Below are 22,437 nucleotides of genomic sequence, written 5' to 3'. Positions count from 1 at the left end.
CATGATCAAACGGCGCGCATACGAGCAGGTCGAAGTTCGCCATGGTGGCAACACCGTGACCCTTCGTCCGACCTTGCGCGCCGCTACCTCCCTTGAATACCGGTTTGGCCTTCCTGCCGTCTATCAGGCGGTTGAAGACCTCAATCTTACAATCATTTCTGAAATCATCCTGATGTCTGCGACGAGCCGTCAGGATGCGGCGGCTTTCCTGTCTTCACTCGTTGGAAAGCCGCTTCTCCCCTTCTATCTGGCCGTGCGCGCACCGCTGGCCGAATTAGTATCAGCTCTGACCCCGGCACCCGAACCACACGCAAAGAATAAGCCTACAACCGGCAAGCCCGTTACATGGGCAGAAGTTTTCGCTGCATTGTTTGATCGTGCAACCGGCTGGCTTGAATACACCCCGGAACAGGCGTGGAACTCCACCCCGACAGAAATCGACAGGGCATACCGTGCCCACCTCGAAAAGCTCAAAGCTATTCACGGTGGCTCCGACAAAGACGACCAATCAGAAACCAACTTTGAAGACCTGTCCGAACGCATCGCGTCTGATGGCCTCGACCCTGAATTTGACCGCTCCGGCCTTCACGCTCTCAGAGGCGCAGGGAGGCAGCAATGAACCGCCCGCCCCGGATTTGCGTTTGCGGCAGTATCGTTCCCCACGGCGTTCCATGTGAGTGCCAGCGCAAGCTTAAACGCGAACGCAATGCACGCCACGACCGCCAGCGCCCGACCGCCGCCAAGCGCGGATATAATCACGAATGGCGCAAAGCCCGTGCCGAATACCTGCAAGCGCACCCATCATGCCGCCTGTGCGGCAATGCCGCTTGCGTTGTCGATCACGTCATTCCGCACCGTGGCGACAACCGACTGTTCTGGACGCGCGCCAATTGGCAACCGCTTTGCCAACTCTGCCACAACTCAATCAAACAACGGCAGGAGCATCACGCCATCCAACCGCCTCCACTCCTGCTGGGCAGCGGGGTATCGGCAAATTGAAATACGTGGTTGCTATCCGTTTGGCATCGCCTGTAGTCACCGTTTCCTTGCAGGAAACTAATAAGCCTGTCCCTGTTAAGGCAGACCGGGCAGATAAAATGCTCTCGTTCTCCATTGGCGACCTCAGCTTTAAGCCTGAAAACGATATCATTCTGTCGAGTATGGAATATCTCGTAACGGGCCTTTTCCGTTTCGAACTCATCAAGCCGCCGAAGTTCTTGGCTAAGCGCTCGAAGACCTTCGCTCAGTTGAACGTTCATGATGTTGGCCGCAGTCAGCTCCGCCGCCAATGCGTTTATCAGCTTCCCTGCTTCGCCACTTTGGTCAGGCTTGCCGGAGTCGAACAGCGCTTTAATCGTCTGAATTGTTCCCGCCGCCTTACCGGTAAGGCCGACTGCGCTAGAAGCAAGCCCCAATACTTCATTGACATGCGCCAGATCCATCGTGCCGAATCCCCGGTTGTCGTTTTTCTCTGCGGACAATCTAATCGGGATGCCGCTTTGCCTGCAAGGGACATTGAAGGGGGGGTATCCAGAGACTTTGCGCCTTTCGAGGGGACCGGCGCGGGGAGCACCGCGCGAGAAATCCCGAATATAACTTTTTCACAGGAAGTAGCCTAATGACTGGCATCACACCAGAGCTTGCCAAGCAGCACATGCGCATTGATCACGGCGAAGAAGACGCGTTGATCATGCTCTACATCGAAGCGGCAGAACAATATGCCGCCAACTACATCGGCAAGCCGCTTACTGAAATCGACCCGTTCCCGGCAGAGTTGAAACTGGCAATCCTCCGGCTTGTCGCCTTCTATTACGAGGTGCGCAACGTCGCCACGTTCGGCATGTCATCCCAGATCGCGCCCCAGACGGTCACACAGACGCTCGATAGCTACCGTGAGAAGTGGTTTCACGATGGCGAATGACGGCTTGGATGATCTCATGAAGGCATTCGACAGGGTAAAGAAAGCCCCGCGAAATGCCGTTTTGAAGGCGCTGGCAACGTCCGCAAATGACATTGCCTCCACGCAGCGAGCCCTTGCCCCGGAAGATACCGGCGCGCTCAAGGAATCGATCACCGTCACCCTGCCCGGTCAGTCCACTCCACCCTACAGCCAACCCGGCGGCAGCCGTGTTGCTGGTGAGAACGAGGTGATCGTGACGGTTGGCGACACCGACACCCGTTACCCCCACCTTGTCGAATACGGCACCAGCGACACCGACGCGCAGCCGTTTTTCTGGCCGGGTTTCAGACTTCAGCGCAAGCGCGCGCAGCAACGCATCGACCGGGCTGGCCGAAAGGCAATCCGTGATGCGTGGAAAGGCAGCACCAGCAAATGAGCATCGAACCCGTTCTGACACTTCAAACCGCCATCCGGTCCCGCTTGATCAGCAAACGGGAAGTGACGGACCTTGTGCCGGAAACCAATATTCGCGCAGGCAGCACCCGCCCAGATAAGACGCCATGCATCATCCTGTCTGACGGCAACACCGAATTGCACGGCAACGACTACCGCGCCCAAAGTGCTGCATGGGTTTATCTCGACCTGCATGCGTGGACGCTGGATGCTGGACAGGATGCCGCAAAGGAGATTGCGGGCACCGTGTCAGCCGCCCTTTCAAAATACAACCTGTCCGCCGAAATGGAACTTTCGGGCGCATATTGCGACCACTTCAAAGTGACGAACATTCGCCACGTTCGCGACCCTGACCCGAAATATGGTCATTCGATTGTGAGTGTTGAGGCGCTTATCCGGTGGCTTTCATGATCAACATCGGGAACATGGACCGCCGGATTACCATCGAACGCCAGACCGAAACCGTGAAACCCTCCGGCGACGTGGTGAAGGCGTGGACAACTGTTGCCGTTGTTTGGGCTGAAATCATCCAGCAGACAGCCACCGAGTTTTTCACCGGCTACGGCGAAGCTGAAACCGGCAGCATCATTTTCCGTGTCAGATATCGCCCTGGCATCACAACCGCCGACCGTGTGACCTACAACGGCAGCGCCTACGGCCTCAAGGAAATCAAGGAACTCGGCAGGTTCGAAGCCCTTGAGTTGCGTGGGGAGGTTCTGAAATGAGCGCCCATAATCGCGGCGTGAAACCCGCCATCCAGAAAGACAGCACCGCGCTTACGAAACTGCCATCCGCTCCTAAGCGCCTCTCCACTCACGCTAAGGCCGAATGGCGGCGCGTTGTTCCCGTTCTTGTAAAGCGCGGCGTTATCACAACCGGCGATCTCGCAGGCATCGAAAGCTATTGCACCGCTGTTGGTTTTGTCACGCAAATCACAGAGCAACTTGCAGGCATGCCCATCCCAGATATCAAACTCGCCGGTTTGCAAATCCGATACATGCAGACAGCCCGCCAGCTTGCCGCCGAATATGGCCTCATGCCCGCCAGCCGTTCCCGCATTGGTGACGCCGGTCCCGCCGACGATGACAACGACAACCCCTTGGCTGTTGTTTGATGGCAAGCACCTACCCGACATGGGTTTTCGATAACAGCCCTATTGAAGACCCGTTCGGTTACGGGGAGCGCGCAGTGCGCTTCCTTCGCATGCTTCGCCATCCATCCAGCAGCGCGCCCAAACGTGCCTTCACGCTGACACGCTGGCAAGAGCGCATTATCCGGCGCATCTACGGCCCACGCACGCCCGACGGCCACATGATCGTGAAAACCGTCCTGCTCTTGATGCCGCGCGGCAACCGCAAGACCACACTTGCCGCCGCCCTTGCCCTGCTTCACACCATCGGCCCTGAAGCCGTTCCCGGTGGACAAGCCATCTTCGCAGCCAAAGACAGCGATCAAGCCAAGATCGCTTTCAATGAAGCCGCAGGCATCATCCGTGAAGATAAGCGCCTTGTCTCAGCAACGAAGATTTACGGCAGCAAAACCGGCAAGCGTCTGATCAATTGCGACCTGAAAAAGAGCGGGCTTGAAGTCCTGTCTTCAGACGGCGGTAAGGCGCATGGCCTTTCCCCTACATTCATTCTTGCCGACGAATTGCACGTCTGGAAAAACCGGGAACTTTGGGAAGCGCTTAAAAGCTCCCGCGTGAAAAAGCGCCCCCTCACCATCATAGCTAGCACGGCGGGCGCTGGTAATGAAAACCTGCTTTATGATGAGTATGTGAACGCCTGCAAGATCGCGACAGGTGAGAAATTCAATCCCTCATATCTTCCTGTCCTGCTTATGGCAGAGCCGGATGACGCATGGGATGACCCGGCGACATGGCACAAGGCAAACCCCGGCCTTGCTGACGGCTTCGTGTCGATTGAGGAATTTGAGAACCTTGTCACCGATGCCAGAGACAGGCCGCAAGAGCGCTTCGCCTTCCTGCAATACAACCTGAATATTTGGCAGGGTGCGTCCCGCGAACCCCTGTTCGATATGGGCATCTATGACCAAGGCCACGACACCAATTTTGATTTAGCTGACCTCGAAACCCTCCCGGCCTATCTCGGCGTTGATATGTCCGTCAACGGCGACTTGACCGCCATCGTGGCCGCTTGGAAGCACAGCGACGGACGCATTTTCATGCACCCGTGGTTCTTCGTTCCCGGTGATGATCTCAAGGCCAGAGCCGTTAAAGATGCCGTGCCGTATGAGCAGTGGAAGGCAGACGGCCATGTGATTGCCGTTGATGGCCCGATCATCGAACCGGAAGCGGTTGAGCAACATATCCGTGATCTTTGCGCCACCTATGACGTGCGCGAAATAGCATTCGATCCCTACCTTGCGCGCAAGACCATGCAGCGCCTTCACGATGACGGCTTGCCGGCTGTTGAAATGCGACAAGCACCGCTCACCATGGGACCGGCAATCGGCGACCTTGAACGCACCGTCAACGGGCGCACGATCCGCCACAACGCCCATCCGGTTCTTCGCCACCACTTTGATTCCGTGGTCGCCAGCCGTGGCGATACCGGCCTTGTGCGCATGCACAAAGACAAACGCACAGATCGCATTGACGGCGCTGTTGCCGCCGCCATGGCCGTTTCCCGCGCTATCCAGAGCAATAACACCCGGTCAATCTATGACCTCCCCGAAGATGAATTTGACGCCTTCCTCAAGGGAGCAGCATAGGAGTTTTGAGTATGGCAGACGAAGGCCAACAGTTGCTTGTCACCCTCGCCGCCCGATTCGATAAATATGAACGGGATATGGAGCGCCAGAAACAGCGCTCCCGTAGCGGCTTTAAACAAATCCAGACCGACGCCGAAAAGGCTGGTTCCGGGATTGAGCGGGCAATGGGTAACGCCATGAAGACGATGGGCGCTTTCGGCAAGGGGCTTGCTGGTGGCGTGATTGGCGGGCTTGCTGTTGGCGGGCTGGATGCCATTATTGGGCGCGTTGCCGACCTGACAAAAGGCATTGCCAATATCGGCAATGAAGCTCGACGCGCCGGTTTGTCCAATCGTGCTTTTCAAGAGCTTTCGCACGTTGCGAATCAGGCCCGTGTCCCGATTGACGCCCTTGTAGATGGCATGAAAGAGCTTCACATTCGGTCAGACGAGTATCTCACCGATGGAACTGGCGCAGGTGCAGAGGCATTTCGCCGCCTTGGTTATTCTGCACAAGAGTTAAAGCGCAAGCTAGCCGACCCTTCTGCGTTGCTTGCCGAAATTCTTGAACGGATGCGTGGCCTTGAGCAGTTCGAGCAGAAACGTCTTTTCGAAGACCTCTTTGGCGGCACTGGTGGCGAGCAATTTGTGCAGCTCATGGCGCAAGGTGCCGATGGCATCCGCGCCACTATCAACGAAGCCCACAAACTCGGCCTTGTTCTTGACGATGAAGTGATCGCCCGTGCCGACGAACTGGACCGCCGGTTTGAACAGATCGCGACTACCGTTTCGACATTCACGAAGAAAGCCGTTGTTGGACTTGTGATTGCGATGGACGATTTTCTTGATCGCTGGAACAAGATTGAGGAACAATCGACAAAGAACGTTCAGCGTGGCCTGATCGCGATCTATGACGATCTTCAGGAAGCAAAGGAACGGCTTGCCGACCTCCAGACGGAAAAGCTTGCCTTCCCAGACGACGCCACGGTCGATCTAAATATCGATCGCCAGAAAGAGAAGATCGAAGAACTCACACAGGAAGCAATGCGCCTTCGTGACGTTCTGGACCGTCGCAACGGTTATTCTGAAAACTTCATTTACAAGACCGGCGAAGAATCCCGCAACGCCAAGCCACCTATTGTTGACCTGAATGCAGCCATGAGCGGCACCGACAGCGCGGCGGCAAAGGCAACGGCCAACATCAAAAGCTTTGCCGATGCTATCCGCGCGCTCAAGAATGAAGTGCCGGAACTGGCTAAGTCGCTGGCTGACCTCGACAAGAAAGCCCAGATTGAAGCCGTTTATCAGAAGTCGATTTCCATGGCGCAAGGCCAGCGTGAAATCGCCCTGGCTAACGAAATGCGCGGCAAGGCGCTGGCATCGCTCAACATCAAATCCGCGACCGATGATCCGGCAAGCTACCTTTCCGCAATCCTTGGTTCCGGCAAATCGCAATCGCACATCACTGGCATGCAGGTCGATTTCCAGAAGCGGCTTGCAACCATGATTGCCAGCATGCCGAAGGAATTGCAGGGCAGTGTAACGATCAACTCCGGTTTCCGTTCGGTGCAGCGCCAGAATGAAATCTGGCTGGAAAATCTGAAGAAATACGGCACGCCCGAAGCTACCAGAAAATGGGTGGCACCGCCCGGACGTTCCAACCACAACAAAGGGCTTGCCGCTGACCTCGGTTATGGTTCTGACGCCGCCCGCCAATGGGTGCATGCAAACGCCAGCAACTACGGCCTGTCTTTTCCGCTCTCTAACGAGAATTGGCACATTGAAGACGCCAGCGCCCGCTCAAAGGACGCCGCCACCGAAATCGAACGGTTGACGCAAGCAGCGCAACGGCAGTCCGACGCATACGGGCAGATCACGGCAGGCGCGAAGGAATACACAGCCGCACAGCGCACAGAACAGCAGGCGCTTGGCATGACCGAAATGCAGGCGCAAGCACTTCGCTATGAACAGCAGATGCTCAACGAAGCACAGCGCGCAGGCATCCAGCTTTCACCCCAGCAGCGTGCGGAAATTGCCCAGCTTGCACAAGGGATGGCACAGGCCGAACTTGCGACCGGACGTCTTCGTGAGAGACAGGAAGGGCTTGCAGAAGCAGGCCAGTTCTTTGGCACGCAGATCACGGATGCCCTTGCCGGTCTTTTGTCTGGCACCATGACGGCAGAACAGGCTTTGCAGTCCATGTTGCAGACCTTGATTAAAGTCGGTCTTCAGGCCGTGCTTATGGGGCAAGGTCCGCTTGCCGGTTTGTTCGGTGGTGGCAGTGCATCCGGTGGCGGGTTTGGTGGCATCCTTGGCGGATTGTTCGGTGCGCTCTTTGGTTTCGAAAGTGGCGGCTATACCGGCGACGGCAACCGACAGGCACCGGCTGGGATTGTGCATCGTGGCGAATACGTCATGAGCAAACGGGCTGTTGAGCGGCTTGGCGTGGATAACCTCGACAAGATGCACCGTGGCGCGCTCAAAGGATATGAGGCTGGTGGATATGTGGCAGAGCCGCCATCGCTCTCCACCGGACTCTCCGGCGGTTTCACCAGCAACCAATCGCAGGCAGTTACAATCAACGCGCCTGTGACGGTCAACACGCAGGGCGGTGGCACGCCAGAGCAAAACGCAGATATGGCGCGCCAGATGGCTAAGGCCATGGACGCGACCATGCGTGGACTGATTGCTGACGAGATGCGCCGACAGACCCGCCCCGGAAATTGGGCCAACAGCAGGAGCCGATAATTATTTTCAAATGTATGCGTCGATTAGGGCCGTCGAAGGATTCTGTCTGACTAATGGCCTGCAACGCATTCGAGGAGAAAAAATGGATAACCACTGGCGAGGCTCAAACTACGGTTACGAAGACAACTTTTTAGGTGGTGCACGGGTGATGGTTCTCGGTGAAGCTCATTATTCGGATGACATTCCGATTGGTGAGCCGGTCCCGGAAGGCTTCACCCGAAATGTTATAGAATGGTATCTCTCAGGCGGCTTCCAAGAGCGCCGTCGGGAAACCTTCTTCAATCGCGTCGAACGACTTCTAAGTCGCAGACTGCAACGCGGTCTGTCATCTGGTGAACGGAACGATTTCTGGAACTCCGTCATTTTCTATAATTACATCCCGGTGATTGCAGCCCAAAAACCAAATGAGCGGCCACAAGACTGGATGTGGGAGCAAGATGCACCAAGAGCATTTCGTAAGGTAGTTAAGGCGACAGAAGCGGAAATTATTCTGGTGTGTGGCACGACCTTGTGGAGGAAAAAGGTATTCGACGTCGCAATTCCAGACGCATATCATGCCGCCGGTCGCGGCTTCGAAGCGCATGAGGTGAATTGGTCCGGAACTTACGGCGCTGTTGCAGCGCATATTCCTCACCCATCCGGTTCAAGGGGATGGTCTTATGACCGCTCACTGCCTGTCAGAGATTTCTTGTTCGAGGAACTACGCAGGCGACGCAATATTCGTAACGAGCCGCCAATTTCCCTAAGTATTACTTTGTAAAAAGCACAAAAGAAAACACCCGGCGCATCTGACCTCGCCGGGTGTTATGAAGACAGTTGCCGCTGCTGTGCAACTTCTGGCTATTATAGCAATTCTCATGCGGGATTCATGAGAAATATTTCCTATAATTGCAAATAAACTTCACTTACGCCAAAACAGAACTGCTATAATGGTGTGGTAAAAGCAGCATCTGACTTTATCCTGCTTCATGAATAGGTTGGCATAGCCGCCGATGATTTCACGCCATAATGTCAGATTTTGCGGGAGTGGGCTCTACTGGTAGCTTGTAACCCACAAAGCGCATCAATATCGCCAAACTGGTATGATGCGTTTGCGCCATTTTTGATCTTGAAGAAACCGCCCACGCCGTAAGGGTGGCCGTTTTCAGAGGGATTGAAGAAGCCAGAGATAAAAGGCGACAACTGACCCCGCCTTACCTGTAAAAGGTTCTCTAGTTTGGTTTGTCCTCCCCCTTCGCCCCGTCATATGGTGTGCGATGTGGTGGCCTCAGAAGAGGTTTATCGGATAGCTTCGCTCAGCATTGAAAAGACGATTACCGATAGGTTCATGTCTTTTCATTGTGCTGGGCGAAGCTATGTCACCTTCCTAGAAGAGATTAGATTTAAAGAGTGATAGATGGTGTTTTTCAATTTAGTCCTTTTGAAGAACTTTGATCATTTCGGTCAAAATTGAATGAATCTCCATCTTAAAGTCTGCAAACGCGATTTTCGCCTGATCCTTATCTGCGTTCTCTCTAAACGTTGTTTGCCGCAACATTTCTTCAAACTCGTGGCACTCTTGAAACGCCATGTCAGCAAGGGCTGCAGGATCGGCTGTTTTACCGTATGAACGAACCAGTTTTCGCACGGTGAAATCGTGGCATTTAAACAGCGCGTTTTGAACCTCCTTAAGTTCACTTTCGCGGGTTTCGTCTGCAAAAGCAGAAACCGGAATTGTCAGCAACAAAACCACCAATAACCCTATAAATTTCAAATCACACCCCCGCCCCACAACTATTAAGAGTAGTGAATTTACTACCTCACCGTGAAACTGACTGCAAGTTAGAGATAAGCCGTAAATAAGTAAGCGTTTACTTAGCTAAGCCATTGTTATTACTGATAATTATTTCACATAACTACTAGACACGGGATTCGACGCACCCTAAGATTCGTGCATCAACAGCAACCTCCCGGAAGTCACATGCGCAATATCTACATTCCTATAGACGTATTCGAAAACCTGACAAACGGCCTCGCCAAGCGCCTCAACGAGGGACTGACGCAGTGCATGGTTAGCGGCAAATTCGAGCCATACCAGATCGCAGAAGCCCTTGCAGATTGCGCAATCATGCCGGTGGATATGGTTCAACAGATTATCATCGATCAAAACAGCGATGCCGCCCGACAGGCGAAACGGATTGTGCCTGCATTCGCAGTGGCCTGATCATGACTTAGCGACCCACGAAACAAACCCAATAAGTTGATGGAAACCCGCCTTCACCGGCGGGTTTTTCTTGTTTAAGCGCTTCCAGCGAGTCACAATCGTGCGTAGGCAGGGGAATCTTTCAATGCAACTCAACTATCGTGCCACGGCGCGCTTTATGCGACGCCAAATCATCCGCATGACGTGGACGACAACACAGCAAAAATGGACGACATCGTTTGTCGGTGGCGGGCTGGCGCTTGCGTCATTACTCATGCCGCCTTTCGGAATTGCAGTCTTTGGCACCGCTTTCGCGGGTTGGTGGCTGGCAGTCTTCATCTTGACCGTATTTCTCGGCCTTGTTGGCAATCGTGTCGGAGTTGGAAGGGAAAAAGCGTCATTGCTTCGCCAAAGTAAAGCCAGTGCCCGGCACGACTGACGATATGAATCTAGTGTTGATATGCACCCTTTTGGTTCTTTCCGGCTCAAGCGTGGTCCATGCGGATGATGCACAAACCGCTTGCGTTCGTTCTGCATTTGACGCGCACCTTGAAGCAAAGATTAAGCTGTCAGGCACAGCCGAGCCGCCTATGAGTCCCGAAGCGCAAATCCAGCGCCGTAGACTGGACGAGAAGTATTGTATTGCCTTTACCGAATGCGGATTGAAGGGGGAAACAAGCGATGCCAGGGCGTTGATGGCTGGTGCAATTTTCTCATCTTGCTTGAAGAGAGAAGAGGCACAGTAGTGGTTTCACGTTACGGATATATCGCGGCGATGGCTTTCATCTTCGTCCGGTGGCTTTTGAGGATAAGATGATGCGTAGGAAAAGAGAGAAGGAAATATCCTCACTCAGAAGTTTTGTTGATGGCGCGTTCTTCGCGACAATCATCTTTCTGCTGCTATTTATGGTGATTGATTTTAAGATCAAAGATGAAACGTGGATTAGCGTCTTTGGTAGCTTCGTCGTTGCCGCCTTCACAATAGCCGCTGCATGGGTGGCGCTTAGAGGAAACCGAGTCCAGATAACTCAAAACAACGATCTCGAGGACGAACGGCGAGAAAACTCTCTCATCGCAGCGCGTGCAGTCCTTCCCTCTCTTTTATCGGAAATGGCCACCGTAGCCCGAAATAATCTCATGTTTAGGTTTGCGCCGGGACATGAGCCTGCCGGTTTTCGAATCCCACGACCCACAGCGTTCCATCGGATGCCGGAGTCGATTATTCCCGAGCTAAAGCAGTGTATTCAGTATGCTGATTCCATTTCACAGGATCGGCTCGCCAACATACTAAGGCACTTTCAGGTTCAGCAGGTCAGGGAAACAGAAGTCGGCGCCCACCTTATAGCACCGAGTGAGCATCAACTTACGTTCGACAACCACCGGGTAATATCCGATGCTATCGGTTGGGCCGTGGTGTATGGCTTGATAGTAGACGCTTTTGCTTATGCACGGGGAACGACGTCTGCTATTCCCGCATCGCTGAATCCAGAGTTTGTGCGCCATGCCTTTGATGTGGGTGGCGTATATCTCCCACAATATCCATTGGTGGATAACATTCTTAAGGACCGTATTAAAAACAACTTACTTGAACGACAGTGGGACATCTGACTTAAGCGCGCACTAATTGACTTGGCACCTTAAAAGAACAAAACGCACAATCATTGACGTTATGTTATATTAGATCATGCATGCGATTCACTAAAGGAGCCCTGCTATGCTGAATGTATATGTGCTTACACGAAACAATATTCAAATGCAGCACGTCATCGTCACAAGGACCGACGCCGCAATTTCTGTCGAAGAACTCTATCAAATAGCATCTAAACAAGGGTCGCTATTAGTTTTGCCTGCAACCAAATTTGACGAAACTGAATTGGCACCTAATAGGCAGTTAGAAATCCTGACTAGTCTGAATAGCGATACTCAACCATGGGCGATTGCTAAAACTGATTGGTTTTTTGACTGCCCACAGGTTGCTCAAGAGAGACGGCGATCAATTGAAGCCGTATTAGATGAACATCTTCCGGCGTTGTAAGAGAATCATATGGGGCGTTTGTGTTAGACAGGCCCATGTGTATCAGCCACAAGACTGTAACACTTAGTTTTCTCTAATGTTATCCAAGCCATTGATTTCATTGAATAATTAAGCAATGGCTGGGGCGCCAGGATTCGAACCTGGGAATGCCGGTACCAAAAACCGGTGCCTTACCGCTTGGCGACGCCCCAACAAAACAGCAGGGCGAAGCGCTGCTATTCGAGTGGCGCCTGATTAGCAAAGCATAAGGGCAGCGGCAATCATTAAGTTTGCAGAACTGCAATATTTCTTGTTAGGACCGGACCATCTTCATGGTAGTTCATAAAGCGACCGATATTGCCGACCATTTTGCTTGAAAGTGCACATGAGCAAATACAGCGCACGTCCCCCAGCCACGCCAACCACACTGCTCGATGACGATGTCGTGCGGATTATCCGCTGGGACTTTGAGCCAGGTGCCGATACTGGCCACCATACCCACGGGCTTGGTTACGTCGTGGTGCCGATGACTGATTGCCACTTCCTGATCGAGGATGAAAATGGCAGTCGTCGTGTCGACACACCGCGCGGCATGCCGTATCGGCGGGAGGCAGGTGTTTCGCACAATGTCGTCAATGCTGGTGACGAGCCGATGTCATTTATCGAAATCGAATACAAATAAGGGCGTTAGCCAGACAGATGTCAGACCCGGAATTCAGCCGCGAATTTCTGCCCGCCTATGGTACAGCCGTTCCGGTCAGCGATCATGTCCAGCGGATTACCGTCAACAACCCGTCGCCTTTTACCTTTCACGGCACCAACAGCTACATCGTTGGTAACCGATCGGTTGCGGTTGTCGATCCCGGGCCGGAAGATGACGCGCATTTCCAAGCTCTGATGGACGCCCTGAAAGGTCGGGAAGTCAGCCATATCTTTGTCAGCCATACACATCGCGATCACTCGCCGCTTGCTGCCCGGTTGAAAGATGCCACCGGTGCCATCGTCGTGGCTGAAGGTCCGCACCGGTCCGCACGTCCGCTGCATGCCGATGAACGCAACCCGTTCTCAGAAAGCTCCGACTACGCCTTCGCGCCGGATATCGCCATTGGCGACAATGTGAGCATAGCAGGTGATGGCTGGACGTTGACGGCGCTGCACACACCCGGCCATACCGCAAACCATGCGTCCTTCGCGCTTGAAGGTACCGGCATCGTATTTTCCGCCGACCATGTCATGGCATGGGCAACCACCATTGTGGCACCACCGGATGGCGCGATGAGCGACTATATGGCTTCACTGGAAAAGCTGCTGGAGCGAGACGACAGGCTGTTCCTGCCCGGCCATGGAGGCCCGGTGAAAGACCCCTCCTCTTTTATGCGGGGATTGAGGACCCATCGCCGTATGCGCGAACGGGCCGTTCTGGAGCGGATAAAAGCTGGCGACCGCAGAATACCCGACATGGTCAAGGTTATCTACCAAAGCACCGATCCGCGTCTGCACGGCGCTGCAGCACTTTCGGTTCTGGCGCATCTGGAAGACCTGCTTGAAAAGGGGCGCGTTCAAACCGATGGCCCGCCATCGCTGTCAGGACATTATTTCCCGACGTAAGACTTAAGGGATCAGTCCCCTATGCCGAGCATCTCAGCATCCAGCGCCAACAGATAAGCTTCCGCCAGACTGGCGCTTGTACCGAGATCATGCGGGCCAAAACGTGAGGCAACGCGGATATCAACCAGCGTCGTTTCCGTTTCTTCCCGCAGCCGCAACAGGACATCAAAACGCGCACCGAGGATGAAGGAGCGTGTCGCGCCCTGCACCAGCACATCGCCGCCCGTCCCAAACATTGGTCGCGGTGCATCCGCCGGTCTCGACAGCGGTACCGGCACATTTGCCGGTGGCTCGTCATTCAAGGTCTCACCCGATGGGTTTTCTTCCGGCGCGGGTAACGCTTCCGGCTGGTCAGGAATGGCGCCTGCAAGCCCGCGTGTCTCGGTGATACGGATGCCTTGCGCCGTCGCGACTTTACGTGCCGCCTGATAGATACGGTCCACCGCGCCTTCATAACGCCGCCCGGTCAAACCGGGATAGGCTTCAGCCTGTTCCGCCCTCGTTTCGGCTGTGATTGGCGGACGAGAAAACCATTGCTGGTTGGCCGTGGGCACCTCGATCCATTCAGGGATATCAGTGGTATCGGTCGAGACATCGTAAAGAACAGGGTTTTGCCAATAGAGAAAACCTGCCCAAATCGCTATGCCCAAAGGCAGAGCTGATAACAGGATGGCTTTGAAGGCAGATCGACCGCCCTTTGCCCCTGTCATCCACAGCCGATAAAGACCAAAAAATGCCAGAAGCAATGCGACAAGCGCCAGGCCTGCAGAAATCAGCACGAGGCTGACAAAGTCCGGCATGGTGAGTGGCCCGAACCGGAACAGCGGCACAGCAAACACAAATAGGCACAGTGCGACAAGGCCGAAATAACGCGAGGCAGCGGCAGCACGGGAAACAGGTCGAACGAAGCGCACAGCCATGGAAACAGCCACCCGGATATTTTTCAGTCGTTATATGAAGCCTGCCATCCGGCAACGGACGGTTAGACCAATGGCCCAAGAATCACCATCTGCCAGTAAATAGACCGGATTCGCCTTGCGGCAAACGTGACGACAAAAGAAATTCTTCCGAAAGCGATCAAACGAGCGTATCAGTCGAACCAGATGCCATTCTATTCGTTGTAGAAAATGTGCATCACGGCCATTCGGCATTGGAGGTGTTCAGATGCGTATTTTCTCTCTCATCGGCTTGTTTTGCGCGGCAGTGACGTTGGCGTCCTGCCAAACCATGACACCGGAAGAGCGGCGTGCTGCCGACGAGGCAACCTGCCGCGGTTATGGTTTCAAAGTCGGAACAGATGCCATGGCCAGATGCCTGCTCGATATCGATCTGGACCGTCGTGCAGAAGCACGCAGCTGGCAGCAACGGCAGAACGACATGTTCTTCCGCCAACCGGTGGTTATTGAACGTCGGGTGATCGTTCAGAAGTCGTCTTAGCGCGAACCGTCAGTCAGGCGGACAATGCCCTTGCCGCTATAGTAGCCTGCGCGGCGGCCAGCCGTGCAATCGGCACACGGAACGGCGAGCAGGACACATAATCCAGCCCCGCATCTTCACAGAAATGGATCGATGCCGGGTCGCCACCATGCTCGCCGCAGATGCCGAGCTTTAGATCGCTTTTGGTCTGCCTGCCGCGCTCGGCAGCAATACGGATCAACTCACCAACCCCGTCAAAATCGAGCGAAATGAACGGATCACGCTCAATGATACCCTTGCGCTGATAGGTCGTGATGAACCGCGCCGCATCGTCACGCGAAATACCGAAGGTCGTCTGCGTCAAGTCATTGGTGCCGAACGAGAAGAATTCGGCCGCTTCGGCAATGATATGGGCGCGCAATGCGGCCCGCGGCAATTCGATCATCGTGCCGGTGAGATAATCGATCTTCACACCGGTTTCTTCGGCCACGCAGGCAGCAACGCGGTCGATGCAGGCACGCACGTAATCAAGTTCTGAGCGCAAGCCAACCAGTGGCACCATGATTTCCGGCACCACAGGCGCGCCAGTTTCCTTGGCGGCGGCAACCGCTGCCTCAAAAATCGCCCGGGCCTGCATCTCGGCGATCTCAGGATAGGAAATGGCAAGGCGGCAACCGCGATGGCCGAGCATCGGGTTAAATTCGTGCAAAGCATCCAGCCGCTGACGGAATACGGTTTGCGGCATGCCCATGGCCGCCGCAACCTCAACGATTTCGCCATCGGTCTTCGGCAGGAACTCATGCAAGGGCGGGTCCAGCAGGCGGATGGTCACCGGTAGGCCATGCATGATCTTAAAGATTTCGGTGAAGTCGGACCGCTGCATGGGCAACAGCCGGTCAAGTGCGACCCGCCTGCCCTCTTCACTGTCGGCGAGGATCATTTCCCGCATGGAATGAATGCGGTCTTCCTCAAAGAACATGTGCTCGGTACGACAAAGGCCAATGCCCTCGGCACCGAAGGCGCGGGCAGCACGCGCATCCTGCGGCGTATCGGCATTGGTACGAACGGTCATACGGCGCGCTTCATCAGCCCACGACATCAGGCGGGCAAAATCACCCGACAACTCCGGCTGTACCATCGGCACTTCACCACGCAATACCTGCCCGGAGGAGCCGTCAATGGTGATGATGTCACCCTTTTTGAGCACACAGCCCAGCCCGACCAGCGTGTTGTTGCGCAAATCAACACGCATGGAACCGGCACCGGAGACACAGGGAATACCCATGCCGCGTGCAACAACGGCCGCGTGGCTGGTCATGCCGCCGCGTGTCGTCAGGATACCGCCTGCGGCATGCATGCCGTGAATATCTTCAGGACTGGTTTCCATCCGCACGAGAATGACGCTGCGACCTTCCGCATCCGCAGCAACGGCTGCCTCTGCGGTAAAGACGATTTCACCGGTGGCAGCTCCAGGGGAGGCAGGCAGACCGGAGCCGATGACAGGACGCTGCGAGCGCGGATCAATCGTCGGGTGCAAAAGCTGGTCCAGCGACGAGGGCTCAATGCGCGATACTGCTTCATGACGGGAGATCAGCCCTTCATCCACCATATCGACAGCGATTTTGAGTGCTGCACGTGTTGTCCGTTTGCCAGCGCGGGTCTGCAACATCCAAAGCTTGCCACGCTCAATGGTAAACTCCATGTCCTGCAAATCGCAGTAATGCCGCTCGAGGTCGCCGCAGATGCCGGCGAATTCTTCGAACGCCTCCGGCATCAGTTTTTCCATGGACGGCTTGTCCGAGCCGGATGCAATACGGCCTTCTTCGGTAATTGATTGCGGTGTGCGAATACCGGATACGACATCTTCGCCCTGCGCATTGACCAGAAACTCGCCGTAAAGGGCTTTTTCTCCGGTTGATGGATTGCGCGTGAAAGCAACACCGGTTGCCGAGGTAGAGCCAAGGTTGCCGAACACCATCGCCTGGACGTTGACCGCGGTTCCCCAAGCTGCCGGAATATTGTGAAGCTGCCGGTAGGTGACGGCACGCGGGTTCATCCAGCTGGCAAAAACAGCCTTGATGGCGCCCCATAACTGCACTTCGGTGTTCTGCGGGAATACCTCGTCCAGTTCATCTTCAATGATCTGTTTGTAGAGCGTGACGATGTGCTGCCATTCGACGGCAGAAAGCTCGGTGTCATATTCATAACCGAGGCGTGCCTTTTCATCTTCCAGCACTTCCTCGAAAACCTCGTGGTCGAGGCCCATGACCACATCGGCATACATCTGGATAAAGCGGCGATAGCTGTCCCAGGCAAAACGTGCGTCACCAGCATCATGGCCCAGCGCTTCCACGGTTTGATCATTGAGGCCGAGATTGAGGACAGTGTCCATCATGCCGGGCATCGAGACTTTTGCGCCGGACCGAACTGAAAGCAGCAAGGGTTGCGAACCGCAGCCGAATTTACGACCCGACATGGCCTCCATGTCGGCAATACCTGTCATGACTTGTTGTTTCAGATCGTCAGGCAGATCGCGGCCGTTGACGTGGTACCAGCCACATGCTTCGCTGATGATGGTCAGGCCAGGTGGCACAGGCAGACCAAGACTTGCCATTTCGGCAAGATTCGCCCCTTTGCCGCCAAGGATCTCGACGTCACTCGCCCTGCCTTCGGCTGCCCCGTTGCCAAAGGTGTAGACCCATTTTTTCATCAACGCTCTCCACCCAGAAGCGGTCTTGTTTTTCAAATCTTTATAGCATCATCCGGCTATTTAAAATCGATACCGTATAACTGCTTCGGCGCAGTGCAACAGAAATGAGGCGATTGCATGCTTTGCCTCTCAGGATCACGAATTTTCCGTAAACGGTTGACGCATTCGTGAGATGCAAGAGCACAAAACGCGGCGTAAGGGAAATCAATCTCACTCCCGGATTTTTTCCATGAACCTTTCTCGCAGACATATTCTGAAACTTGCTGGCGTGACATCTGCCAGCGCTGCCCTGGCCGGTGCTGTCAAAGCCGAAGGCATGACCAACCTGACCCTTTCCACCGATGCCCTGCCGTTTGCTCTGACCACGCCAATGCATGTCCGCGAGGCCGCAATCCGGGTAAAAAACCTTGATAACATGCTTGCCTATTACCGGCAGGTGATGGGCTTCACCGAGATTGCGCGCAACGGCAACACCGTCATTGTTGGTGCCGGTGGCATACCACTGCTGCATCTCATTCACCTGCCGCAGGCGGAATTTGAGAGCCAGAGTGCTGCGGGCCTATTCCACATCGCCTACCTGATGCCCACCCGCAAGGATCTTGCCCGCTGGCTTGTGCATGTCGCAAGAATGCAGGCACCGGTTACCGGTTTTGCCGACCACAATGTCAGTGAAGCCGTTTATCTGAACGACCCCGAAGGCAACGGCATCGAAGTCTACAGTGACCGTCAGAAGGACAGCTGGCAGTGGGATGGCGATGTGGTGACGATGGGCACCAAGGAACTTGATATCGACGACATCGTCGCGCTGACCGATACAACAAAGGACGACTATACGATTGCGCCGGATAATCTGCGTATCGGGCACATGCATTTGCGGGTCGGCGATATCGCTAAGGGACGTGCGTTTTATGAAAATGCAGTGGGCCTCGCCTCGACACGCGGCAACCGTGAGGACGCTGCCTTCCTGTCTTCCGGGCGGTATCATCACCATGTCGCTATCAACACCTGGAACAGCCGGGGCGCCGAATTGCGCGATGACAAGCAGACCGGGCTTGCCTGGTTCTCGCTGAAGATCACCGACGCGGCAGACATCAAGCAGCAGCGGGATCGTCTTGAGGCGGCAGGTTACAAGGTTTCCCAGCTTGAGAATGGCGATGTTGAAGCTGTCGATCCCTGGGGAACCGGCCTTAGACTGCAAAAAGCCTGATCACGCAACCTCGACAAGCCGCTCTGCGGCCTGAAGATCGACAGACACGAGCTGCGACACACCCTGCTCTGCCATGGTCACACCGAACAACCTGTTCATGCGGGCCATAGTGATCGGGTTATGGGTGATGATGACGAACCGCGTTGCGGTTGACGCCACCATTTCATCCATAAGGTTGCAGTAACGCTCGACGTTGTGGTCGTCCAGCGGTGCGTCCACCTCGTCCAGCACACAAATCGGCGCCGGGTTGGTCAGGAACACAGCAAAGATCAGCGCCATTGCCGTCAATGCCTGCTCGCCACCGGACAAAAGCGTCATCGTCTGCGGCTTTTTGCCGGGTGGGCGGGCAAGAATTTCCAAACCGGCTTCCAGCGGGTCTTCCGATTCAATCAATTGCAGTTCCGCAGTGCCACCGCCGAACAGGTGCGTGAACAGCCGCTGGAATTGGCCATTGACCACGTCAAAGGCAGCGATCAAACGCTCGCGTCCTTCGCGGTTAAGGCTCTGGATACCGGCGCGCAGTTTCTTGATGGCATCAATGATGTCATCACGTTCCTTGACCAGAGCGGTCAATTTTTCCGAAAGCTCTGCCTGCTCTTCATCCGCACGCAGGTTAACCGCACCCAGTCTCTCACGTTCGATCTTGAGGCGATCAAGTTCACGCTCCACTTCGCGCAGATCAGGCAGCGCTGCATCAACGGCAAGGCCCGTCAGGCGGTAGGCCTGATGTGGACCGACATTGAGCGTCTCTTGGATGCGATGTTCGGTTTCCTGGCGTCTTTCGCGCGCAGATACCAGACGTTCTTCGGTTCTACCGCGACGCTCGCGGGCCTCCGCCAGTTCTGACAGTGCCGTCGCAGCCGCGCGGTCTGCTTCACGTTGCAGATTTTCCGCATGCACCAGCTGGTCAGCGGCCAGACGGCGGGCCTCTTCGGTTTTTTGCAGTTCCGTTAAAAGCGCTCGGCGTTTTTCATCGAACTCTTCTGGCGCGACCTCGAGATCGAGCATTTCTTCGCGGGCTTCTTCCTCACGTTCACGCAAGGTCGAAATATGATCGGAAGCGCTGGCAACACGTGCCTGCCAGGTACTGCGCTCCTGCGCGATGGTGTTGATACGGCGCTGACGGGCTTCGGCTTCCCTGTTCAGACCTTCGTGACGGGCGCGGGCTTCGGCCAGCAGGCCACGATCGGTTGCTACCTCCATCTGGACTTCGCGCAAACGGGTATCGATCAGAGTCAGATCAGGCGCATCATCCATTTCGATACGCGCATTTTCTTCCTGAATGACAACCTCTTCGATCTGCGACCGGATCTGGTTGACGGCTTCGCTGACGATATCGCGACGGCGCATCAGGTCACCGGAGGCGCGCTCTGCACTGGACAGCGCGTCACGCGATTCCGCCAGATGCCGCACGGCAAGACGGCTCATTTCGCGCGCTTCATTCAGGCGAATATCGGCTAGACGAATTTCATCCGCCGTCGCCGCAAGCAGTTCTTCGGCTTCCGAGAGCGCAAAACGCGCTTCTTCCACCTCGCCTTCCAGCTCAGCCAGACGGTTTTTCTGCGCAAGCCGCAGGGCGGCCGTTCCCGGGGCATCTGCGCCGGTGACATGGCCGTCCCAACGGAACACCGCACCTTCACGCGTCACAAGCCGTTGGCCGGTTTGCAGCTTCGGCATCAGGCGAAGTGCGTCTTCAATGTTTGCGACAATGCCGATCTGCTTCAGCGCTCGCGACAGGGCCGCCGGACCCTTTACATGTTCGGCCAGAGAGGCAAGTCCGGTTGGCAGCGCAGGATCAGCGCTTGCGTCGCCGCTGACGCTCCAATAGGTCGGAGCCGCCGGATCAAGTGAGCTCTCAAGATCATCGCCAAGGGCCGCGCCAAGAGCCACCTCAAAACCCTTGCCAACCGTCAATTCTTCAGCGATCGGCGTGAATGTACCAGAACTTGCGCCGGCCGCCAGCATGCGTGAAATGGTACGGGCTTCGGTTTCAAGGCCGTTTACCCGCGCCCGCGCGGCATCCACCGGTGCACGCGCCATGGCCTCACCACTGCGCGCTTCCGTCAGTGCCGTTTCGGCATCTTCAACCGCAATCTGCGCGTCACTGACCGCATCTTCCGCCGCCTCGACCACCGAGCGCTTTTCAGCAGGATCTGGCAGCAAAGACAGTTTTTCGGAGATGGCATCCAGTTCGGAGGACGCGTCCTGCGCCTGTTTTTCAAGGCGCATCTTGCGGTCGGCGAGATCACGAATGGCGCGTTCAAGCTGGGTACGGGCAGCAGCCGCTTCCGCGCGCTGGGCCGTCAGTGCCGTTGCGGCATTTTCGCTTTCGCTGAGCTTTGCTGCGGCCGCCTCAAAGGCTTCACGCGTTTCCTCGGCATAACGCCCGCTATCGGCCAGTGTCTCGACCAGCTCGGCCTCTTCGGCATCCAGCCGTGTCAGTATCTGGGCATTGTCGGCAACCAGCCGCTCTTCGCGGGCGATGTCTTCTCCCAATTGGGCCAAGCGTCTCGTCAGTTCATCGCGACGTCTGAGCAGGCGGCCTGCTTCCTCATCAAGCTGGGTTCGGGCAATCTGCAGGCGCTGCAAGGCGGCTGCGGCACGCGCTTCATTCTCGCGTAATTCCGGCAGCTTCAGGCTGGCAATGCCTTGTTCCTTGGCCGCCTCCATTTGCTTCTGGGCTTTTTCAGCAACCAGAACAGTGGCCTGATTGAGTGCGCTTTCGGCCTCGCCTTCCGCCTGCTTGGCTTCCACCCAACGGATGTGCAGCAACATCGCCTCGCGGGCACGAATATCGGCAGACAGGCTCTTGAACCGGTTTGCCTGACGGGCCTGACGTTTCAGGCTCTCAATCTGGCTTTCCAGCTGCGCCGTTACATCTTCCAAACGTTCAAGATTGGTTTCCGCAGCGCGCAGACGCAGTTCCGCCTCATGGCGTCTGGAATGCAGACCCGAAATGCCGGCTGCCTCTTCCAGCAACTGACGGCGGGCCTGCGGTTTGGCGTTGATCAACTCGCCAATACGGCCCTGCCCGACCATCGATGGAGAGCGGGCACCGGTTGATGCATCAGCAAACAGCAGTTGCACGTCCTTGGCGCGGGCTTCCTTGCCATTGATGCGATAAACCGAGCCATTTTCGCGCTCAATGCGCCGCGTCACCTGAATTTCGTCTGCATCATTAAACGCCGCAGGTGCCGTGCGGTCTGCGTTGTCGAGATAAAGGCCCACTTCGGCGGTGTTGCGGGCCGGACGATTTCCAGAGCCTGAAAAGATGACGTCATCCATTCCGGAGGCGCGCATGTTCTTGTAGGAGTTTTCCCCCATCACCCAGCGTAGCGCTTCAACAAGGTTGGATTTTCCGCAGCCGTTCGGACCGACAACACCAGTCAGTCCCGGCTCAATGATGAACTCGGATGGTTCGACAAACGACTTGAAGCCGACAAGGCGTAGCTTGTTGAACTTCATTGATCGTTATCCCCGGCAGCGCA

General features: G+C 55.6%; 23 protein-coding genes and 1 tRNA gene. 19 read left to right on the top strand and 5 right to left on the bottom strand.

The window, feature by feature from the left end:
- Nucleotide 1 precedes the first annotated feature (1 nt).
- The 11 genes from ACZ5FM_RS02775 (at nucleotide 2) to ACZ5FM_RS02725 (ending at nucleotide 8,572) form a co-directional block, all read left to right on the top strand.
- The gene (locus tag ACZ5FM_RS02775; RefSeq protein ID WP_464039643.1) at nucleotides 2–619 is read left to right on the top strand and encodes a hypothetical protein; all 618 of its coding nucleotides are present in this window, start codon (nucleotides 2–4) and stop codon (nucleotides 617–619) included.
- Nucleotides 616–999 (top strand): HNH endonuclease, encoded by a 384-nt coding sequence (locus ACZ5FM_RS02770; protein ID WP_464039642.1) that lies wholly within the window; start codon nucleotides 616–618, stop codon nucleotides 997–999. Before ACZ5FM_RS02775 ends, ACZ5FM_RS02770 begins: the two co-directional genes overlap by 4 nt.
- Entirely contained in the window at nucleotides 996–1,619 is a 624-nt protein-coding gene (locus ACZ5FM_RS02765; protein ID WP_464039641.1) for a hypothetical protein, read from the top strand. The genes ACZ5FM_RS02770 and ACZ5FM_RS02765 overlap by 4 nt, the downstream gene beginning before the upstream one ends.
- Nucleotides 1,619–1,921: a head-tail connector protein gene (locus ACZ5FM_RS02760; RefSeq protein ID WP_464039639.1), complete on the top strand. Its 303-nt coding sequence runs from the start codon at nucleotides 1,619–1,621 to the stop codon at nucleotides 1,919–1,921. The genes ACZ5FM_RS02765 and ACZ5FM_RS02760 overlap by 1 nt, the downstream gene beginning before the upstream one ends.
- Nucleotides 1,911–2,336 (top strand): HK97-gp10 family putative phage morphogenesis protein, encoded by a 426-nt coding sequence (locus ACZ5FM_RS02755; RefSeq protein ID WP_464039637.1) that lies wholly within the window; start codon nucleotides 1,911–1,913, stop codon nucleotides 2,334–2,336. The genes ACZ5FM_RS02760 and ACZ5FM_RS02755 overlap by 11 nt, the downstream gene beginning before the upstream one ends.
- A complete protein-coding gene (locus tag ACZ5FM_RS02750; RefSeq protein WP_464039636.1) occupies nucleotides 2,333–2,764 on the top strand; it encodes a DUF3168 domain-containing protein in 432 nt (143 codons plus the stop codon). Before ACZ5FM_RS02755 ends, ACZ5FM_RS02750 begins: the two co-directional genes overlap by 4 nt.
- Nucleotides 2,761–3,078, top strand: coding sequence for a phage head closure protein (locus ACZ5FM_RS02745; RefSeq protein ID WP_464039635.1), 318 nt, complete (start codon nucleotides 2,761–2,763; stop codon nucleotides 3,076–3,078). The genes ACZ5FM_RS02750 and ACZ5FM_RS02745 overlap by 4 nt, the downstream gene beginning before the upstream one ends.
- On the top strand, nucleotides 3,075–3,467 hold the full coding sequence (locus tag ACZ5FM_RS02740; RefSeq protein ID WP_464039634.1) for a P27 family phage terminase small subunit: 393 nt from the start codon (nucleotides 3,075–3,077) through the stop codon (nucleotides 3,465–3,467). Before ACZ5FM_RS02745 ends, ACZ5FM_RS02740 begins: the two co-directional genes overlap by 4 nt.
- A complete protein-coding gene (locus ACZ5FM_RS02735; RefSeq protein ID WP_464039633.1) occupies nucleotides 3,467–5,086 on the top strand; it encodes a terminase large subunit in 1,620 nt (539 codons plus the stop codon). Before ACZ5FM_RS02740 ends, ACZ5FM_RS02735 begins: the two co-directional genes overlap by 1 nt.
- A gap of 11 nt (nucleotides 5,087–5,097) precedes the next feature.
- Nucleotides 5,098–7,812, top strand: coding sequence for a M15 family metallopeptidase (locus tag ACZ5FM_RS02730; protein WP_464039632.1), 2,715 nt, complete (start codon nucleotides 5,098–5,100; stop codon nucleotides 7,810–7,812).
- Between the two features lie 82 nt (nucleotides 7,813–7,894).
- Nucleotides 7,895–8,572, top strand: coding sequence for a hypothetical protein (locus ACZ5FM_RS02725; protein ID WP_464039631.1), 678 nt, complete (start codon nucleotides 7,895–7,897; stop codon nucleotides 8,570–8,572).
- 651 nt (nucleotides 8,573–9,223) lie between these two features.
- Here the strand turns inward: ACZ5FM_RS02725 and ACZ5FM_RS02720 are convergent.
- Nucleotides 9,224–9,565 carry a hypothetical protein gene (locus tag ACZ5FM_RS02720; protein ID WP_464039630.1) on the bottom strand — a complete coding sequence of 114 codons (342 nt, stop codon included), beginning with the start codon at nucleotides 9,563–9,565 and terminating at the stop codon, nucleotides 9,224–9,226.
- A gap of 207 nt (nucleotides 9,566–9,772) precedes the next feature.
- On the opposite strand from ACZ5FM_RS02720, the gene ACZ5FM_RS02715 reads away from it, so the two are divergent.
- The 4 genes from ACZ5FM_RS02715 (at nucleotide 9,773) to ACZ5FM_RS02700 (ending at nucleotide 12,029) form a co-directional block, all read left to right on the top strand.
- Nucleotides 9,773–10,015, top strand: a complete 243-nt coding sequence (locus tag ACZ5FM_RS02715; protein WP_464039629.1) for a hypothetical protein — start codon at nucleotides 9,773–9,775, stop codon at nucleotides 10,013–10,015.
- Nucleotides 10,016–10,085: 70 nt separating this feature from the next.
- Nucleotides 10,086–10,433 (top strand): hypothetical protein, encoded by a 348-nt coding sequence (locus tag ACZ5FM_RS02710; RefSeq protein ID WP_464039628.1) that lies wholly within the window; start codon nucleotides 10,086–10,088, stop codon nucleotides 10,431–10,433.
- Nucleotides 10,434–10,807: 374 nt separating this feature from the next.
- A complete protein-coding gene (locus ACZ5FM_RS02705) occupies nucleotides 10,808–11,602 on the top strand; it encodes a hypothetical protein (RefSeq protein ID WP_464039626.1) in 795 nt (264 codons plus the stop codon).
- A gap of 106 nt (nucleotides 11,603–11,708) precedes the next feature.
- The gene (locus ACZ5FM_RS02700; protein WP_464039625.1) at nucleotides 11,709–12,029 is read left to right on the top strand and encodes a hypothetical protein; all 321 of its coding nucleotides are present in this window, start codon (nucleotides 11,709–11,711) and stop codon (nucleotides 12,027–12,029) included.
- A 116-nt stretch (nucleotides 12,030–12,145) separates the two neighbouring features.
- On the opposite strand, the gene ACZ5FM_RS02695 is transcribed toward ACZ5FM_RS02700, so the two are convergent.
- A tRNA-Gln gene (locus ACZ5FM_RS02695) sits at nucleotides 12,146–12,220 on the bottom strand.
- A gap of 173 nt (nucleotides 12,221–12,393) precedes the next feature.
- On the opposite strand from ACZ5FM_RS02695, the gene ACZ5FM_RS02690 reads away from it, so the two are divergent.
- Both ACZ5FM_RS02690 and ACZ5FM_RS02685 read left to right on the top strand, forming a co-directional pair.
- Nucleotides 12,394–12,690, top strand: a complete 297-nt coding sequence (locus ACZ5FM_RS02690; protein WP_250983146.1) for a cupin domain-containing protein — start codon at nucleotides 12,394–12,396, stop codon at nucleotides 12,688–12,690.
- 17 nt (nucleotides 12,691–12,707) lie between these two features.
- Nucleotides 12,708–13,616: an MBL fold metallo-hydrolase gene (locus tag ACZ5FM_RS02685; protein ID WP_464039623.1), complete on the top strand. Its 909-nt coding sequence runs from the start codon at nucleotides 12,708–12,710 to the stop codon at nucleotides 13,614–13,616.
- An 11-nt stretch (nucleotides 13,617–13,627) separates the two neighbouring features.
- Here ACZ5FM_RS02685 and ACZ5FM_RS02680 read toward each other — a convergent pair whose 3' ends face one another.
- Nucleotides 13,628–14,536, bottom strand: coding sequence for a DUF1499 domain-containing protein (locus tag ACZ5FM_RS02680; protein ID WP_464039622.1), 909 nt, complete (start codon nucleotides 14,534–14,536; stop codon nucleotides 13,628–13,630).
- 244 nt (nucleotides 14,537–14,780) lie between these two features.
- Between ACZ5FM_RS02680 and ACZ5FM_RS02675 the strand changes: the two genes are divergently transcribed.
- Nucleotides 14,781–15,053, top strand: coding sequence for a hypothetical protein (locus ACZ5FM_RS02675; RefSeq protein WP_250983149.1), 273 nt, complete (start codon nucleotides 14,781–14,783; stop codon nucleotides 15,051–15,053).
- Between the two features lie 13 nt (nucleotides 15,054–15,066).
- Here ACZ5FM_RS02675 and ppdK read toward each other — a convergent pair whose 3' ends face one another.
- A complete protein-coding gene (gene ppdK / locus ACZ5FM_RS02670) occupies nucleotides 15,067–17,742 on the bottom strand; it encodes a pyruvate, phosphate dikinase (protein WP_464039621.1) in 2,676 nt (891 codons plus the stop codon).
- 229 nt (nucleotides 17,743–17,971) lie between these two features.
- Between ppdK and ACZ5FM_RS02665 the strand changes: the two genes are divergently transcribed.
- On the top strand, nucleotides 17,972–18,949 hold the full coding sequence (locus ACZ5FM_RS02665; RefSeq protein WP_464039620.1) for a VOC family protein: 978 nt from the start codon (nucleotides 17,972–17,974) through the stop codon (nucleotides 18,947–18,949).
- On the opposite strand, the gene smc is transcribed toward ACZ5FM_RS02665, so the two are convergent.
- Entirely contained in the window at nucleotides 18,950–22,414 is a 3,465-nt protein-coding gene (gene smc, locus ACZ5FM_RS02660) for a chromosome segregation protein SMC (protein ID WP_464039619.1), read from the bottom strand.
- Nucleotides 22,415–22,437 lie beyond the last annotated feature (23 nt).

Source organism: Agrobacterium sp. 5Ca50 (assembly GCF_055381905.1).
This window is presented reverse-complemented; position numbering and strand designations above follow the sequence as displayed.